A 16,092-nucleotide genomic window follows, 5' to 3' on the forward strand; every position below is an offset into this window, starting at 1 on the left:
ATGTTTTTGACTCCAGTCTTGTAGTTTGGCCAGTTAACCCGGAAACCAGAAGCATTTCTGATTGGTTTCATATACTGTCCAAATGCAACCCAAAATTCTTTTCGGATCCGGGAAGCTTCTGCCCGATTGTACATTTTTAATAAGATTCGTGGCTATCAGAAGGTAATACCAGAATAATTTCACCTGATTTTTTGTAGTCAGGATTTAAGGAATCCAATTGATCCTGCGTGACGGTATGGATATTAAGAATTTTAAGTTCTGGGAATTTCTTCTTCAAATACCATAGTATTCCTTCCCCATCTTTCGAATGATAAGAACCGTTAATATGTAAAATTTTATATCCCTCTGAAATAGAAGTAAAGAGAGATTCTGCCATAGTCGCATCTTTTAATGCCTGCGCCTGAACCATGAAATCCGTGTTCATAGGGCCACCATGCATCATATCTTTCATGGCAACATAACCTGGCATTGCCATATCAATCTCAAAAGGCAAAGCTGCCAAATACGGTTTTGCTTCGGAGCTCAAACTATCTAAAGATGAAATTCCCGATCTACTAGCTAAGGAAGCATATTTCCTAGGAACATTGCTGGCTATAAATTTCAATTGGTTTTCTTTCGCGAATCGCATCAAGGGCCGATAATCAGTCTTATAATTATTCCAAAGCTTGGCTTCTGTTTCAAAATTCTTCTCAGTCATTTTATCGGCAAACCATTCATCGATATTGAGTTGGTCGTCTCGCTCAAAGAACTCTGCGGCCAAAACTAGATTAGGGTCATCTGCCGTCATTTCTTTCAAAATTTGCAATTGCAGCCAATGCGCAAGGCTATTATTGTGCAACTCTCCAAAAAAAGTGATATCCGATTTTTGAGTCATTTTTAGGACATCTTTCAAATCTATTTTTTTACCATTATTGGAAAAAAACTGATATGCTTGACCTTGGGCTAAGGCAAAAAGAAAGGTGGCAATATTGACTAGAATGAATAAAATTACTTTACGCATAATCTTCAGGATATTGAATTTGTACGGCAGAAAACTTAACCAACCCACCAAGGGATGGATGGTGTTTTTTGAGGGTGATTTTTATTTTTTGAACATCCGGAAAAGCTTTTAAAATATCATCAATTATCAAGTGCCCAAGATGCTCAAGTAGTTTAACCCGTACATCCATTCTCTCTTTGATAAGCTTATAGAGCTTCGTATAGTCAACCGTGGACTTAAGATTATCCTGAAGCATTGCATCTTTAAAATCTGTCTCTAACTCCAAATCCAAAGTAAAACGATTACCCAAAACATTTTCTTCAGGGTATGCACCATGGTAAGCATGAAACTCAATTCCTTCAAGTGATACTTTCCCCATTAGTCAAATTGGTCAAAAAATGAGCCTGATTGATTTGATTTATCTTGCTTGGATTTTGGTTTCTCATCCTCCTGTATTGGATTTTCACTTTCCATCTTTTTCTCTTTTTCAAGAGGCTTTGGATCCTCCATTACAACTTCTTTCTCTTCAATCGCCTTGGCTTCCTCTTCAATTTCTTCTTTAGTTTCTACATCCTCTTTTTCCTCTTCCTCTATTTCTAAATCAGGAGTAGAGTCGTGAACTTCTAACTCCAATTCTTCCTCAATCACTTCCATTTCAGCCAGAGGATCTTTTTCTTGAGGCTCAGGAATAAATTCTTCTTCAGGAGTAAGGTTTTCAATATTTGCAAAGGTAAAGGCATTAGAGCGACTTAATTCATCTATTGCTCTTTGATAGGCTTTTGCATCAATTCTGGTAAAATGTGCATCTGATAAATCAATCTGATTCAACATATCCTGAGAAATCCTTCTTAAACTTTTCACCAAAGCCTCTCTTTGATCTACCAGTCCTCCATAGGAACGGACCAAGCCTTGCATGCTTTCTCTGAGTTCAACGATAGTTTCCTTCGCTTTAATTTCAGCAGCACTCACTATAACTGATGCTTGCTGCTCCGCATGTGCTTCCACTTTTTTAGCGTATTCATTTGCACTGGCCACAGTTTGCTCAGCCTGAGAATTTGCTTCCGAGATTATCAAATCTGCCGCGTCATTCGCTTCTTCAATGATAGAAGCCCCTGTATCTTCAGCTGTCTTTAATGTCCGGAAAAGAGAGTCCTCCACATCTTTTAATCGCTTAGCCTCCGCCTCGGTATTTTGAAGTTTAGATCTCAGTTCGATGTTTTCCTGGTGTAATTTGTCAACTACCTGACTGACTTCCTCTAAAAATTGGGATACTTCCTTTTTCTCAAATCCTCTGAATGCTGTTTCAAAAGTTTGTTGCCTGATAGCTGCTGGTGTGATTTTCATGGGTTAGATTTCTTCTATTTGCCAAATGGATATTGTACGATCATCAGATACGGAAATCACCTGACCTGAATAGGTACTCCAAAGTACTTTATTTATGGATGTGCCGTGTCCGGCATTTCTTGCTTTATCGATTACTTTCAAAAGTTTTTTCTCCGTTGCGTCCCAAACCTTAATGGATTTATCCATGGAACAGGTTACTAAATACTTTCCGTCTTCCTTGAAAGATAAATAATTAATGGCATACATGTGCGCCACAATCGTCTCTTCCAATTTATAATTTGAGGTGCTCCAGAATTTGAGTCTAGCATCCCTTGCCCCGCTGATTAAAGAGACCTCGTCAGGTGAATATGATAAGGCAAAAACTGAATTTTCATGACTGATCAAATTTGCGATAGGGTGAAAGTCATCTCTTAAGTCCAAAACCTTGATGCTGTGATCACTTAATCCTACAGCAAGATGTTTTTTTATGGGAGATAGAGTCATTACTCTAATACTTTTTGAACTCAACTTGATCCTTTTCTTCAAAGATTTGTTCGGGATATCAACAATTACAAGAATACCATCTCCAGTCCCAATAAAGGCCTCATTGCCAAAAATTTTAATATCAAATATCGCTTGGTCCGTAAACTTCAAAGACCATATCTCCTTATTTTCATTTAAATCTATTACATGAATCCCCTCATAATTATGGCCAATAAAAAGCAAATTCCTCTCTTTATCCACTTCCATTGCATAAACAGAATGCGGTAACTTGGCAATTAATTTCCCGATATTTGGATCGTCAAGATCCCACTCCACTACCATCCCATCACCAGCTCCGGTATAAAAAAATCTGGGATCACTCCCTTCTGTCAGAGCATAGATGCAGTCATTATGCCCGGTAAGAGTTTGTAATTTATTAACTTGAATTTTTGACATATATTGGACGGTGACTTGGTCAATCCCTAATCGCCTATGCAAACAAAAATAGAAAAAATTGACTCTTCATCAGCCTTAGCAATCAAGATTATTGAAACGCAGGAAGAAGAAGATCTAGAATTCTTGAGTTTTCGGGAAAAACTTTCTTACGCAAATATTTCTCATCCCGAAAAAAGGAAGGAATGGGCCACGGCAAGAATAGCTATAAAAGACACGCTAGAGGCACTTCATGTCCCTTATCCTGGTTTTTTTAAAGATGAGCACGGTAAATCTCAATCCATGAATGGGAATGGATTTGTTTCCCTATCACATACGGAAGGTTTGGCAGGAGCAATATACCACAGGGAATTACCTGTAGGAATTGACATGGATTTTGTTCGTGAAAAAATACTTAGGATTGGTTTTAGGTTTTTGGATCCATCTGAGATTGATTTTCTGGAAAAAGATCCGATTCACTATACCTTGGCATGGTCAGCCAAAGAGTCTATCTTTAAATGTCAGGGAAGAAGAGGCGTGAGCTTTAGGGACAATATCCTGTTAGAACCTTTCTCCGTCGACTCTACTGTTATCAAAGCAAAAATCAGAGAAACTGATTTTTCAAATCATCACTATACAGTACAAGCGCGAGTAATTGAAAAGACCGTACTTACTTATACTATTTGGTAAATTAAACATGAAAAAAATATCTCTCATTCTATTTTTACTTTTCTCTTTAGGTTTTTATTCTCAAGCACAGAGTATTGGCGAATTGGTATTAAATGATGCTGTCACGGGAAAATCCTTTACAATTTCGCAAGAATTGAAGGGGAAAGCTATAGTCTTGATTTTTCATAGTATCGGATGTCCTTTTGCAAAATTATATGAAGAGCGGATTATTGATTTAAGGTCAAGATTTCAAAACCAAGGTGTTTCTTTTGCACTGGTTAATCCTGATCTGGGTTCTGAAAATCAAAATGCTGATGAAATGCGAAACCATGTTGATCAAACTGATCTGAATATGCCCTATTTAATGGATATAAATCAGGAATGGGTTAAACTTTTCCATATCACAAAAATCCCAGAAGTTGTCATTTTAATCCCTTCCGAAAATGGTATTGAATCTGTATTTAGAGGTGCTATTGACAATAATGCCCAAGCAGCGGGATCTGTTACCGAAAAATTTCTTGAAAGAGCCATCAATCAAGTCTTGAAAGGCCAGAAACCAAGTCCTGAACAAGTAAGAGCTGTAGGCTGTAATGTGAGAAGTTTCTAATCTTCCAGAATTGACATCATTTCTTTTACTTCTTGGACCTTCTCCATTTGTCCCAACTTCTCAAAAGAATTAGCCAAGTTCCTCAAGGTTCGCATAAGGATCTGTAAATAGGCGCATGGTTCAAAATACTCATCTTTTGGTTCCAGTTTCAAATGTTCCAAGTAATTAAAAATATCCTGTTTACTAAAAATCAAACCTTTATTGAAAGCATTGATGTAAAAAGTAAGATCACCGGATTTGTAGGTGAGAACAAATAAATTTGGAAGATTAACTCCATAGATAGGCAAACCCAATTTCTTGCCAACCAATAAATAAATTGCACAAAGGCTTAATGGATTTCCCCTTTTTGAATCCAAAACTGCTGATAGCATACTATTGGCAGGTGAATGAAAATTTTTGGTGTTTGCAGAAAATCTCAAAGTATTAAAAAGCACATTGTTGATGATCCTTACCTGATCGTATGGAGGAAGATCGTTTTTAAAAGCTGTCCAAACCTCGAAATAAATTTGATGCATTTCTGCATTCAGTTTTTCATATTCCAGATCTGGATATTGATACGTATTTATGATCCAAAGCCCGGTGAGCAAATCCCGATCTTCTGAATCTCTCCATTCAATTAATCTTTTTTTCAAGAGAGAGAATTGAAGATCATGAACCATTTCCTCAATTTCTTTCTGGATTTCTGGATTAAAACTTGTCTCCCATTTTTCTTCAAGAAAAGGGATGATATCTGTTCCAAGGGAAATGATTTGCTCTCTCACATGGCTTCTTACCTCATAATCAGTATCATCCAAAAGTGAAACCAAGGCATTTAGTTCTCCAGGAGTGAAAGTGTTCATACGCAAATTCTGTGATAGGCTTTCAGTAGGAATAATTTACAAATAATGTGCTTAAGTCTGAATAACTCCTGGATTAAATCTTTCAGAAATAGGAGCATGATTGGCAGCCTCTATTCCCATGCTGATCACTTTTCTAGTTTCTCTTGGGTCAATCACTCCGTCGACCCAAAGCCTCGCTGCGGAATAATACGGGCTTAGTTCTTCATTATATTTATTTGTAATCTCATCCAAAAGCTGCTTTTCATCTTCCTCAGTGATTTCCTTTCCTTTCTTTTTCAGCGATGCAACTTTTATTTGAAGTAGGGTTTTCGCTGCCGATGCTCCAGACATAACAGCCATCTGAGCAGTAGGCCAAGAAAAAATCAAACGAGGATCATAAGCTTTGCCACACATGGCATAATTTCCTGCTCCGTAAGAATTACCCAGCACTATGGTGAATTTTGGAACTACTGAATTCGCCATTGCATTGACCATTTTTGCTCCATCTTTGATGATTCCACCATGCTCAGCTTTGCTTCCTACCATAAATCCGCTAACATCCTGGAGAAATACCAAAGGAATTTTTCTCTGATTGCAATTCATAATAAAACGAGCTGCTTTATCTGCTGAATCTGAATAAATCACTCCTCCCATTTGCATTTCACCTTTTGCAGTTTTCACGATTTTCCGCTGGTTTGCAACAATTCCCACGGCCCATCCATCTATTCTTGCAATACCACAAATCAAGGTTTTTCCATAATCCTTTTTGTACTCCTCAATTTCTCCTCCATCAACCAAACCAGAAAGTACCTCAAGCATATCATAAGGTTTTACTCGTTGAAGGGGGAAAGCTTTTAGGAGTTCGTCACCGCTGATTCTTGGCTCTTTAGCTTCTATTCTATCAAAACCAGCTTTGTCGCTTGCTCCAATCTTGTCAAAAATATTTCGAATAGCATCTAGACATTCCTGGTCATTTTCATATTTATTATCGGTCACACCTGAAATTTCACAATGCGTGGTGGCACCGCCCAAGGTCTCATTATCTACCGTTTCACCAATTGCAGCTTTAACCAAATAAGAACCTGCAAGAAAAATTGAACCTGTTTTATCGACAATTAAGGCTTCATCAGACATGATAGGAAGATAAGCCCCGCCCGCAACGCAACTTCCCATTATCGCTGCAACTTGAACGATCCCCATTGAGGACATCTTGGCATTGTTCCGGAATTGCCTTCCGAAATGTTCTTTATCTGGGAAAATCTCATTTTGCATCGGTAGAAAGACTCCCGCACTATCCACCAAATAAATGACGGGAATTCTATTTTCCATCGCGATTTCCTGTGCTCTTAAATTCTTTTTGGCAGTCATCGGAAACCATGCTCCGGCCTTTACCGTCGCGTCATTCGCTACGATCATTACCATCCTGCCTTTGACATAACCTATTCCTGTAATGACACCGGCTGAAGGACAACCTCCCTCTTCTTCATACATCCCATCTGCGGCAAAAGCACCTACCTCTAAAAATTCAGAATCCTTATCGATTAAATAATTGATTCTTTCTCTGGCAGTAAGTTTTCCTTTTGCATGCTCCTTTTCTATTCGCTTAGATCCTCCGCCGAGCTTAACTTGCTCCGTTTTGGTTTTCAAAACATCCAATAAAGATTTAAAAGTTTGGGGTTCCATAGAGGTTTTTGAATTCATATTTTAATTTGGGTTTACCTATTCAAAACTCAAAAAATGAATTAAGAGTTTTTTGAATATAAACAAAAGCCCTTTTCCGTGGTGAAAAAGGGCTGAATGATTGTGAATGAATAATAAATTAATTCGCTTCGATTTGTTCTTTATAGTCTCGAATAGATCTATATATCGCCGAAGCCATATATTCCTGACCTTTTTGACTCATCAGGAACCTTTCTTCTTCTGTATTAGATAAAAAACCTAATTCAATTAATACAGAAGGCATGGAAGGAGTCCAAAGCACATAAAATGGTCCCTGCTTGACACCGCGACTTTTTCTACCCACTCTATCTTTAAATTGAGTTTCCACATGATCTGCCAAAGTTACTGAGTTTTCAAAGTGTGCTTTAGACATCAAGTTGAACATCATGTAAGACTCTGGAGAGTTTGGTTCAAATCCTTCGTAATTCTCTTTGTAATTATCCTCCAAAAGAATCACAGAGTTTTCTCTTGTCACAATATCAAAATTGGCATCGAAATGTTTCATACCCATGACGAAAGTCTCCGTACCATAAGCTGATCTATTTGGTGCTGAGTTTGAATGAATTGAAACAAATAAATCTGCCTTGTTATTATTAGCAATAATTGGCCTTTCCTTCAATTCCGGAAAACTATCATCTTTTCTGGTGTAGATTACTTCCACATCCGGAAGGTTTTCCTCGATATATTTACCTACTAAAAGTGCTACTGCAAGATTAATATTCTTTTCTTTGGACTTAGAACCGAGGTTTCCAGGATCTTTTCCACCATGACCTGCATCGATAACAATCTTCTTCATTCGAAACGCAGGCATCATAGATTCGTTAGATATGAATCCTCCAAAGACAAATGGTATTAGGATAATTAAAGAAGTAAGAATTTTTTTGCTTTTGGACCGTTCCATGAGGGCAATAGAATTAACTTTACACGAAATTTTACACAAATTAAATAAAGCGCAATCAACTGTGCAGGGATTTAGACTCCTTTTATTTTCATTATTCGGATTACTGATCGCTCCTATTTGGGTAGCTGCTCAACAACCTACTAAACAAACTGAAAGAAGGTTGATTGTGCCAGATACATTAGCAGGGCCATTATCAGATACTTTGCCAGAAATAAATCCTCCTGCACTGAGAGACACTTTGCCTGCTGATACTGTGGCAAAAATTATGCCCAGTGGACCAATTACGCAAGATATTACCTATTACGCCGAAGATAGTATAGTTTCTGATTTCATAGAAAATAAGGTTTATCTGTATAACAAAGCTTGGTTTGAGTACGGAGAAATGAAATTAGAAGCTGATCTGATTGTAATCGATTGGAAAAACTCTATGCTTTATGCTTCTGGGGTCACTGATAGTTTGGGAAATATAACCGGAAATCCATTTTTTAAAGATGGCCCAAACGTATATGAAATCAGAAAAGAGATGCGATACAATTTCGTAACCCAAAAAGCAATCATCAAAGACGTGGTCACCGAGCAGCAAGATGGAATTTTACGTGGCGAAACTATCAAAAAGACAGAGGATGGAAGCATCTATCTAAACCATGGTTACTATACTACTTGTAAATTAACGGATCCACATTGGCATATATCCTCTAATAAAATAAAATCCATTCAGGGGAAACAAGTGGTCTCAGGTCCATTTAACCTTTATTTCAACGGAATCCCCACTCCTTTGGGATTGCCATTTGGGATAATTCCTGATACTCCAGAAGAAAAAGCTTCCGGAATTATATTTCCTTCATATGGTAGTGAGCAAGTAAGAGGCCTATTCTTAAGGGATTTTGGATACTACTTTGCCATTAACGATTACATTCATGCACGCTTTACAGGAGATATTTATTCGAAAGGAGGTTGGGGTGCTAAATCTCAAGCTGTTTACAAAAAGCGCTATCGATATGGTGGAAGTTTCAATATTGACTTCCAAAAATTTGTGTCTCCTGAAACGGAATTAAATCCGGTTAATTACAACACATTTAGGATTCAATGGAGCCACACCCCTGAATCTCGGGGAACAAGTAGGTTTTCTGCTTCAGTGAATGCGGGGAGTACAAGTTATTTTAACAATGTGATCAGTCAGAATAACTTTCAGAATAATGTAACTTCTGAATTCACTTCCAACGTTGCCTATTCAAAAACTTTTTCGGGAACACCTTTCTCAATGTCTGCTAATATGAGGCATTCTCAAAGTGTAACCACAGGTGAAGTAAGGGTTGATTTACCAACGATAGCGGTGAACATGAATCGTCAGAGCCCTTTTAGAAACGTGAAATTTGAGCCATTAAAAACCCTGAACATCGCATGGAATTTCAATTTACAAAACTCTATAACTAACCGGGTAGATCAATCATTTGGTGTGCCAACTGACCTGAATACCGGGAATGAGGAAACCCAGTACATTCCTTTTAACCTTGCAAATGCAAGCCTCTTGTTGGATAATGCAAGTAATGGCGCCAGAAATACAATACCTGTTTCTTCCAACTTTACCCTATTCAAGTATTTCACAGGTACCGCTTCTTTTAATTATCAGGAGCTCTGGTATCTAAATAGAATCAATTATTACTATAACCCATCTGAAGAGCGAGTGGATAAAATATTGGAGGATGGTTTCAACAGAATCAGCACCTACAGTTCTTCTTTTGCCTTGAACACCAATATTTATGGTTTCTTTAATTTTAAAGGGAATGGGAAAGTTCAAACCATTAGGCAGCATATTCAACCTTCATTTGGATTCAGTTTCAGACCGGATTTCTCAGACCCGAGATACGGATATTATCAAGAAGTCCAGGTAAATGAAGAAGGTGATACCAGACTTCTTTCCAGACATCAAGGTTTTATCTTTGGCGGAGCGGCAATAGGCGAATCAAGATCCTTGACTTTTAACCTCCGGAATGTATTAGAGGCCAAAATCAAAACTGAATCAGATACTGCTGAAGCGATAACCAAGAAAATTCCATTACTAGAAACATTAAACCTGAGTACCAGCTATAATTTTGCTGCTGATTCGTTCAATCTGGCTCCTTTTAGTATCAGTGCAAGAACCAGCTTTTTTGACAGGAAACTTTCTGTCAATATGAGTACTACTTTAGACCCCTATGCTACCCGATCTTATTTGAATAGTAGTGGAGTGGAGATGATCCGAAGGATTAATGAATTCACATGGAATAATGGGCAGGGAATAGGTACGATAAGAAACGCATCCTTAAACATGAACATGTCTTTAAACCCTGGTGGAAATAAATCTCCGGGTGAGGTAAGAGATGAAGTAACCTCCAATTTCATGGAGCAAGGTGGAGTATTAAATGAATTTGTAGAAAGTGAAATCAATCGAATTGTTTCCGACCCAAGCCAATATATTGATTGGAATATCCCATGGAGCGTACGTATAGGTTATAATTTGAGCTATAGCAAACAAACTTCAGGAACAACCAATGTTACCCAGGCAATGAATCTAAGTGGTGACTTATCGCTTTCAGAAAAATGGAAGATTAATTTTAACACTGGTATTGATTTGCAGACTCAAAAGATCACTCAGTCCATGATCGGAATTGCAAGGGATCTGCATTGTTGGCAAATGAACGTCAACTGGATTCCATTTGGAAGATTCACCTCTTACAATATTGATATCAGAGTTAAATCCAGTATTCTTCAAGATCTTAAAGTCTCCAGAAGACGATCCTTCTTTGATAGATAGGGTATAAAATAAAAAATCAGAATGCTGAAGTTTTAAATTTTTAAATTAATACTTCAGCTTTCATATTTAAATTCTCGACCTACTCAATGGCATCGTCATGCATCTAGGACCTCCTAAGCCGCGTGACAATTCAGAAGATGGGATTTCCAATACATCTACTCCCAACTCACGTAACGCTCTATTAGTGTGGATATTTCTATTGTAAGAAATCACTCTTCTTGGTCCAATGGCAAAAACATTCGCCCCATCAAACCACTGTTCTCTCAGAGAATAATCAGGGTTGCCGTCAGCCGTATGAAGAATCTCCAAATGCGGAATTTCTCTTTCTAAAACTGTCAAAAGGGATTCCTTCAGCACCTCTCTTTTTATACTTACCTTATCGTCTTTAATTTCCTTTAAAGTATACAATGAGGTTTGCAAAACAGAATTTAATGCGTCAGGATAAGTTAAAACCAAGTTTTCATCCAAAATGGTAAATACAGTATCCAGGTGCATATAGTTACGCTTATTGGGAAGGTGAACTTCATAAACCCTTTCTACCGTACCTTCTGCCAGCATGGCTTTGGCGGCATGGTAAATTGCCTTTTCGTCCGTTCTTTCCGAATTACCAATTGCTACTGCTTTTCCTGATAAGACGATAATATCCCCACCTTCAATACTTGGAGGATTATCATGACCGACAATTGGATAAAGCCGGTTTACATTTTCCTTGAACTCCATATGGTTTTCAAAGATTGTTCTCAACAAATCCGCTTCTCTTTGTCTTCCTTCCATTTTCATACTTGAAAAAATCACCCCGGAAGGAGTCAATGCCATCGGATCCCTTTGAAAATACAAATTGGGACAAGGAGAAATAGCAAAAGCAGATTCCATCAATTCCCCAACTTTCAAATTGGGAATTTTCCTTCTTAATTCATGAATTTTCAGTCCACCGGTTAAAATTGAAGCACATTCAGCGGTTGAATATCTTTCTAAAATATCTTCGGCCAGATGAACTAAACCGGATTTTTTTAAAGATTCTTTCATAAGCATTAAAAGAGTCTTTTGATCATATAAAACCCGGATCAATAATTCCCGCAATTGGTAGACATGCGCGCCAGTAGATTCCTTGATCAAGTTGGAAAACGCATCATGTTCTTTTTGCAATGCTTCCAAATATGGAACATCCTCAAAAAGTAAAAGCTCTTTGTTGTAAGGAGTAAGTCTATCAATTTCTTTTCCCGGCCGGTGCATCAACACTGCTCTAAGCGTTCCAAATTCAGAGTTTATCCTAAGATTCATTTGATTATATTTTTCGCACTGATTGAATTTTCAAATTATGATTTGTTCAATAATTAACCTATTTATTTATGTTTTTTATAAAAAAGTGAGTTTGATTTTTATTGACTTGTAATAAACCAATTTATTATTAATCCTTGATATCTTATCTTATTCGATTACGTTACTTCATAGATATCTCAAAATTGAACTTGATTCTACCAATGCAAAATTCAAAAAGCTTCTTTCCATCTCACCTAATCGCTACTCTTTTATTTTTTGTTTTTTCTCTTAGCTCGAATATCATCTTGGCACAAAGTATTTTCAAACCAAGCAACGAGCAACTCAACGCTGGATTAAAGGAAGCTTTGGCTTTGGCGACAGAAATAAGTGCGGATCGACTTCACTTAGAAAATGGTTATCTGAACAACCTTGATGTAAAAATCCTTTTTCCTCCAGAGGCCAAAAACATTGAAAACACTTTGCGGTCTTTGGGTTTAGGTTCCATGGTCGATCAGGTAATAGTAAGTGTAAATCGGGCGGCAGAAGATGCAGCGATTCAAGCGAAGCCAATTTTTGAAACAGCAATCAAAGAGATGAGTATTCAAGATGTAAAATCAATTTTGACTGGCGAAAAAGATGCCGCAACTCAATATTTCGCTAGCGCCACCAGTGATAGTTTAGCTGTAAAATTTGAACCAATTATTGATCAAAGTTTAAAAAAAGTGGATGCTACCAAATATTGGGAGGATGTAACAACCCGATATAACAAAGTTCCTTTTGTGAAAAAAGTGAATACGGATCTAACCGGATATGTCACCAAAAAGGCAATAGATGGACTTTTTGTAGAAATCGCAAAAGAGGAATTGAAAATAAGAGAAAATGTAAATGCCCGTAAGTCTGAACTATTAAAGCAGGTTTTTGGGTCAGTGGAAAAGGGGAAGGAATAGCACGGGTTTTTTCTTTTTGATAAATTTTAATTTTTAAATCCGTGAGTGAAGACACACACGCAAATTAGGGAAGATTGTAAGTGGTATGTATTTAATATCTCCCAAATGAATGTATTCACCCAAGAAACTTATTAAATAACTCTATCGCTCATGTGAGTGTCTTCACTCACATGCCTTTCACCTAATATAAAGAGATAATAATTTCTAGTTTGAGTTTCCTAAATGAGAAGGGACTAATACGAATTTATGGATTTGTAATTATGTCAAATCACATTCATTTAATTTGGAAATTGATGGTGATGAAAGGAAAAGAATCTCCTCGTTCGAGTTTTTTAAAGTTTACTGGATATAAATTCCTTCAAAAACTGAGAAAAGAAATTTAGGATTGCTTAATCAGTTTCAAGTAGATGAGGTAAATAAACATCATATTTTTTGGCAAAGAGATTCTTTATCCATTGAGCGTTATTCTCAGAAAATCATTTTTCAAAAGTTGGAATACATTCATGCAAATCCTTGCAGAGGATAATGGATGCTAACGAAAAGTCCTGGTAACTATCCTCTCTCCTCTTATGAGTTTTATGAAACCGGTTTAGATAAATTTGGGTTCTTAATTCACATCGGTGATCGGATTTAAGATAATTACAGGCGGAAACCCCAAGTCATCAAAAAATTTTCGGTACTAAAGCGAGTCACCTTATAATCACTTCATTGATACTAAAATAAGTCTTTAACTCTCCTGATATTAACTGTGAGTGGAGACACTCACAGTGGCAGAAAAAAGAATTCCCTTCGGACTTTTTTGATCATAGCAATCAAAAAGAAACAAGGCAATTTTTGAAGCTTTATAATTTTTTTCTGTTGCACCTGTAACAAATAAGCAGATTCATTTTCTAAGTAATAAAAACAAGAAAATGAAAAAAGCCTTACTTCTATTTTACTTCACTTTGGGGATAGCATCGCTAGTTTTTGCACAGAATTCAATTTCCATAGAATCTTTTGGCAAAGGTGACCCAATTTTATTTCTACCCGGTTTTGCGACACCAGGAGAGGTTTGGAAAGAAAACGCATCACAATTTCCTGATAACAACTCCCTTCTCGTTACCTACGCAGGATTTGGTCAGGTTGCCCCCGTAGAAATGCCTTGGTTTGGAAAGCTAAAGACAGACTTGATAAAATATATCAATGAAAAAAACCTTCGCCAAATAACTGTTGTCGGTCACAGTATGGGTGGAAATCTGGCTCTGGAACTGGCAGCAGCACTACCTGATCATATTCAAAGAATTATAATTGTGGATGCATTATCCTGTATGAGAGAGATAATGATGCCGGGAGTATCTGCGGATGCATTAGGGTATGAAAGTCCCTACAATGATCAACTACTTGCAATGGATGAAACTGCAAAATCGAATTATCTGGATCAGATGACCCAAAATATGATCACGCAACCAGACGAGCAGAGAAAAGTGAAATCTTGGATGGAATCTGCTGATCATAAAACTTTTGTTTATGGATATGTAGATCTGCTTAAATTAGACAGTCGACCTCTATTGCCTACCATCAAGCAACCAACTTTAATTTATGTTGCTGGACAGCCCTTTGGAGTAGGAGCATTGGAAACGATGAAGAAACAATATGAAGATCTTGAAAATAAAGAATTTGTATTTGCCGCAGAAAGCAAACACTATATTATGCTAGATCAAAAAGATTGGTTTAATCAGCAGCTCAAAACATTTATTACAAAGTGATTTTTGACCAAAAAAAGCGTTTTGAAAACTTTTATCAGGCTTACTACAGAATGGTATTCCAACTATGTCTTGGCTTTTTGAAAGGAGACGATGAACAAGCGAAAGACCTCACTCAGGAAGTATTTATGCAAGTTTGGAATAACCTGGAGAAGTTTCGAGAGGATTCATCTCCAAAAACCTGGATCTATAGAATCACTGTAAATGCTTGCCTAAATCACTTGAAAAAACAAAAGATTTCATCAGAAAAAATAGGCGAAGTAATTCGAGATCAAGAATCCGCAGAAGAAATCAATTCAGACGAAAATGATTCTGTCAAAGAACTTTATAAGGCGATGGCGGAACTATCGGAGGTTGACCGATTAATTACAGGATTCCTTTTGGAAGAAATGTCTCATGAAGAAATCGCCTCAATCATGGGGATTACAGAAGGAAACCTTCGTGTCAAAATCCACCGAATAAAACAAAGACTTAAAAAACTTATCAATCATGAATGAACTTGGAAAAACATTAAAGGAAGGATGGCAGAGTTCCGGGGCTAGCATTGTCCCACCAACAAACATGGAACTTTTGATTTCAGAAGCAGAGAAACTGAACCAAAGCAGTATAAAATTCCAACGAAATAATCTCATCATACTTGGTCTCAGTTTCCTGATGATGTGTTACTTTCTTCTCTTCTATTTTGGCTTTCAAGAGTTACTTAGCAAAATAGGAGTTGCAATCATGTTGGGATTTTTCCTCTTCCGTGTTCTTTTAGAAGCCTATAGTATTTACAAAGGAAAAGAGAAAAGTATAACTAAGGCTGCAATCGATAATTTAGAAGAAGAAAAAAACTATCTGGAACTTCGGTTAAAAATCCATGGGACATTTACGTACCTGACTTTGGGCATGTATACTTTGGGGTTCATTTTATTACTCCCTGAGTTCGCTATTTACCTAAGTAGTTTTTGGATGGCAGCAATGGTCGTTTCTTATTTTGTCCCGGGAATCATTCTTACCCTAGTCATTAGAAAAAATGTACAGAAAGAGATCCGCGAACTCCGAACTGTGGTGGAGTTAATGAAAAAAATTGGCTCGTGAATAAAAAAGAGACAGTGCTATTTCCTCTCTATGTTTCTATGTGGTTAAATTAAACCTACAAAAAAACCGAGCCTCTCAGCTCGGTTTTACTTTTATTATCTTTCCATCAAAGCGGATGAACCGTCAACATATCTCCATCTTTCTGGACCCTAGCTAATTCCTTTTTGCTTAGCCCTTTCATAGCCACATCCCACTTTTTATTACTCAAGCCTGCTAGGTCCTTAAGCTTACCTAAATCGATCGGATGCTCTTTTTTCAGCAAATCCAGAACCAGTTTTTCTTCCTCTGTCATTTCCACAGCTTTCTTCTCTGGTCTCATTTGTGGAAAGAAAAGTACT

15 protein-coding genes and 1 pseudogene are annotated in these 16,092 nt (G+C 37.2%); 7 read left to right on the forward strand and 9 right to left on the reverse strand.

Going from position 1 to position 16,092, the window contains the following annotated elements:
- Positions 1–136: 136 nt before the first annotated feature.
- The 4 genes from Q0L68_RS07435 to Q0L68_RS07450 are packed head-to-tail and all read right to left on the reverse strand — an operon-like array spanning position 137 to position 3,241.
- Positions 137–1,000: a ChaN family lipoprotein gene (locus tag Q0L68_RS07435; RefSeq protein WP_296701297.1), complete on the reverse strand. Its 864-nt coding sequence runs from the start codon at positions 998–1,000 to the stop codon at positions 137–139.
- The gene (gene folB, locus Q0L68_RS07440; RefSeq protein WP_296701299.1) at positions 993–1,358 is read right to left on the reverse strand and encodes a dihydroneopterin aldolase; all 366 of its coding nucleotides are present in this window, start codon (positions 1,356–1,358) and stop codon (positions 993–995) included. The genes Q0L68_RS07435 and folB overlap by 8 nt, the downstream gene beginning before the upstream one ends.
- Positions 1,358–2,323: a DivIVA domain-containing protein gene (locus Q0L68_RS07445; RefSeq protein WP_296701300.1), complete on the reverse strand. Its 966-nt coding sequence runs from the start codon at positions 2,321–2,323 to the stop codon at positions 1,358–1,360. The genes folB and Q0L68_RS07445 overlap by 1 nt, the downstream gene beginning before the upstream one ends.
- A gap of 3 nt (positions 2,324–2,326) precedes the next feature.
- Positions 2,327–3,241, reverse strand: coding sequence for a WD40 repeat domain-containing protein (locus Q0L68_RS07450; RefSeq protein ID WP_296701302.1), 915 nt, complete (start codon positions 3,239–3,241; stop codon positions 2,327–2,329).
- 36 nt (positions 3,242–3,277) lie between these two features.
- Between Q0L68_RS07450 and Q0L68_RS07455 the strand changes: the two genes are divergently transcribed.
- On the forward strand, positions 3,278–3,907 hold the full coding sequence (locus Q0L68_RS07455; RefSeq protein WP_296701303.1) for a 4'-phosphopantetheinyl transferase superfamily protein: 630 nt from the start codon (positions 3,278–3,280) through the stop codon (positions 3,905–3,907).
- 7 nt (positions 3,908–3,914) lie between these two features.
- Positions 3,915–4,493: a redoxin domain-containing protein gene (locus Q0L68_RS07460; RefSeq protein ID WP_296701305.1), complete on the forward strand. Its 579-nt coding sequence runs from the start codon at positions 3,915–3,917 to the stop codon at positions 4,491–4,493.
- Here Q0L68_RS07460 and Q0L68_RS07465 read toward each other — a convergent pair.
- The 3 genes from Q0L68_RS07465 to Q0L68_RS07475 form a co-directional block, all read right to left on the reverse strand.
- Complete coding sequence (locus tag Q0L68_RS07465; RefSeq protein ID WP_296701306.1) at positions 4,490–5,332, reverse strand: transglutaminase-like domain-containing protein; 843 nt, start codon at positions 5,330–5,332, stop codon at positions 4,490–4,492. The two genes, Q0L68_RS07460 and Q0L68_RS07465, sit on opposite strands and share 4 nt — an antisense overlap.
- A 51-nt stretch (positions 5,333–5,383) precedes the next feature.
- Positions 5,384–6,994 (reverse strand): carboxyl transferase domain-containing protein, encoded by a 1,611-nt coding sequence (locus tag Q0L68_RS07470; RefSeq protein WP_296701322.1) that lies wholly within the window; start codon positions 6,992–6,994, stop codon positions 5,384–5,386.
- 136 nt (positions 6,995–7,130) lie between these two features.
- Positions 7,131–7,931 carry an N-acetylmuramoyl-L-alanine amidase gene (locus Q0L68_RS07475; RefSeq protein ID WP_296701308.1) on the reverse strand — a complete coding sequence of 267 codons (801 nt, stop codon included), beginning with the start codon at positions 7,929–7,931 and terminating at the stop codon, positions 7,131–7,133.
- On the opposite strand from Q0L68_RS07475, the gene Q0L68_RS07480 reads away from it, so the two are divergent.
- Complete coding sequence (locus Q0L68_RS07480) at positions 7,930–10,725, forward strand: putative LPS assembly protein LptD (RefSeq protein WP_296701309.1); 2,796 nt, start codon at positions 7,930–7,932, stop codon at positions 10,723–10,725. The genes Q0L68_RS07475 and Q0L68_RS07480 overlap by 2 nt on opposite strands.
- 66 nt (positions 10,726–10,791) lie before the next feature.
- Here the strand turns inward: Q0L68_RS07480 and Q0L68_RS07485 are convergent, their stop codons facing one another.
- A complete protein-coding gene (locus Q0L68_RS07485; RefSeq protein WP_296701311.1) occupies positions 10,792–12,006 on the reverse strand; it encodes an arginine deiminase family protein in 1,215 nt (404 codons plus the stop codon).
- A 200-nt stretch (positions 12,007–12,206) separates the two neighbouring features.
- Here Q0L68_RS07485 and Q0L68_RS07490 point away from each other — a divergent pair, with 200 nt between their 5' ends.
- The 4 genes from Q0L68_RS07490 to Q0L68_RS07505 all read left to right on the forward strand — a co-directional run bounded on the left by Q0L68_RS07490 (position 12,207) and on the right by Q0L68_RS07505 (position 15,754).
- Positions 12,207–12,932 (forward strand): DUF4197 domain-containing protein, encoded by a 726-nt coding sequence (locus Q0L68_RS07490; RefSeq protein ID WP_296701313.1) that lies wholly within the window; start codon positions 12,207–12,209, stop codon positions 12,930–12,932.
- Positions 12,933–13,843: 911 nt separating this feature from the next.
- Positions 13,844–14,677, forward strand: coding sequence for an alpha/beta hydrolase (locus Q0L68_RS07495; protein ID WP_296701316.1), 834 nt, complete (start codon positions 13,844–13,846; stop codon positions 14,675–14,677).
- Positions 14,674–15,171: a sigma-70 family RNA polymerase sigma factor gene (locus Q0L68_RS07500; protein ID WP_296701318.1), complete on the forward strand. Its 498-nt coding sequence runs from the start codon at positions 14,674–14,676 to the stop codon at positions 15,169–15,171. The genes Q0L68_RS07495 and Q0L68_RS07500 overlap by 4 nt, the downstream gene beginning before the upstream one ends.
- Positions 15,164–15,754, forward strand: coding sequence for a hypothetical protein (locus tag Q0L68_RS07505; protein ID WP_296701320.1), 591 nt, complete (start codon positions 15,164–15,166; stop codon positions 15,752–15,754). The genes Q0L68_RS07500 and Q0L68_RS07505 overlap by 8 nt, the downstream gene beginning before the upstream one ends.
- A gap of 106 nt (positions 15,755–15,860) precedes the next feature.
- Here the strand turns inward: Q0L68_RS07505 and Q0L68_RS07510 are convergent.
- Positions 15,861–16,092: pseudogene (locus Q0L68_RS07510) on the reverse strand (lysine--tRNA ligase); the annotation flags it as partial.

Origin of the sequence: Algoriphagus sp., assembly GCF_024642405.1 — a bacterium.
Lineage (GTDB): Bacteria > Bacteroidota > Bacteroidia > Cytophagales > Cyclobacteriaceae > Algoriphagus.

What these genes read in the sequence shown, in the direction of transcription:
- Q0L68_RS07435 (WP_296701297.1), bottom strand. Translation starts at nt 1,000, where the DNA reads ATGCGTAAAGTAATTTTATTCATTCTAGTCAATATTGCCACCTTTCTT.
- folB (WP_296701299.1), bottom strand. Translation starts at nt 1,358, where the DNA reads ATGGGGAAAGTATCACTTGAAGGAATTGAGTTTCATGCTTACCATGGT.
- Q0L68_RS07445 (WP_296701300.1), bottom strand. Translation starts at nt 2,323, where the DNA reads ATGAAAATCACACCAGCAGCTATCAGGCAACAAACTTTTGAAACAGCA.
- Q0L68_RS07450 (WP_296701302.1), bottom strand. Translation starts at nt 3,241, where the DNA reads ATGTCAAAAATTCAAGTTAATAAATTACAAACTCTTACCGGGCATAAT.
- Q0L68_RS07455 (WP_296701303.1), top strand. Translation starts at nt 3,278, where the DNA reads ATGCAAACAAAAATAGAAAAAATTGACTCTTCATCAGCCTTAGCAATC.
- Q0L68_RS07460 (WP_296701305.1), top strand. Translation starts at nt 3,915, where the DNA reads ATGAAAAAAATATCTCTCATTCTATTTTTACTTTTCTCTTTAGGTTTT.
- Q0L68_RS07465 (WP_296701306.1), bottom strand. Translation starts at nt 5,332, where the DNA reads ATGAACACTTTCACTCCTGGAGAACTAAATGCCTTGGTTTCACTTTTG.
- Q0L68_RS07470 (WP_296701322.1), bottom strand. Translation starts at nt 6,994, where the DNA reads ATGGAACCCCAAACTTTTAAATCTTTATTGGATGTTTTGAAAACCAAA.
- Q0L68_RS07480 (WP_296701309.1), top strand. Translation starts at nt 7,930, where the DNA reads ATGAGGGCAATAGAATTAACTTTACACGAAATTTTACACAAATTAAAT.
- Q0L68_RS07475 (WP_296701308.1), bottom strand. Translation starts at nt 7,931, where the DNA reads ATGGAACGGTCCAAAAGCAAAAAAATTCTTACTTCTTTAATTATCCTA.
- Q0L68_RS07485 (WP_296701311.1), bottom strand. Translation starts at nt 12,006, where the DNA reads ATGAATCTTAGGATAAACTCTGAATTTGGAACGCTTAGAGCAGTGTTG.
- Q0L68_RS07490 (WP_296701313.1), top strand. Translation starts at nt 12,207, where the DNA reads ATGCAAAATTCAAAAAGCTTCTTTCCATCTCACCTAATCGCTACTCTT.
- Q0L68_RS07495 (WP_296701316.1), top strand. Translation starts at nt 13,844, where the DNA reads ATGAAAAAAGCCTTACTTCTATTTTACTTCACTTTGGGGATAGCATCG.
- Q0L68_RS07505 (WP_296701320.1), top strand. Translation starts at nt 15,164, where the DNA reads ATGAATGAACTTGGAAAAACATTAAAGGAAGGATGGCAGAGTTCCGGG.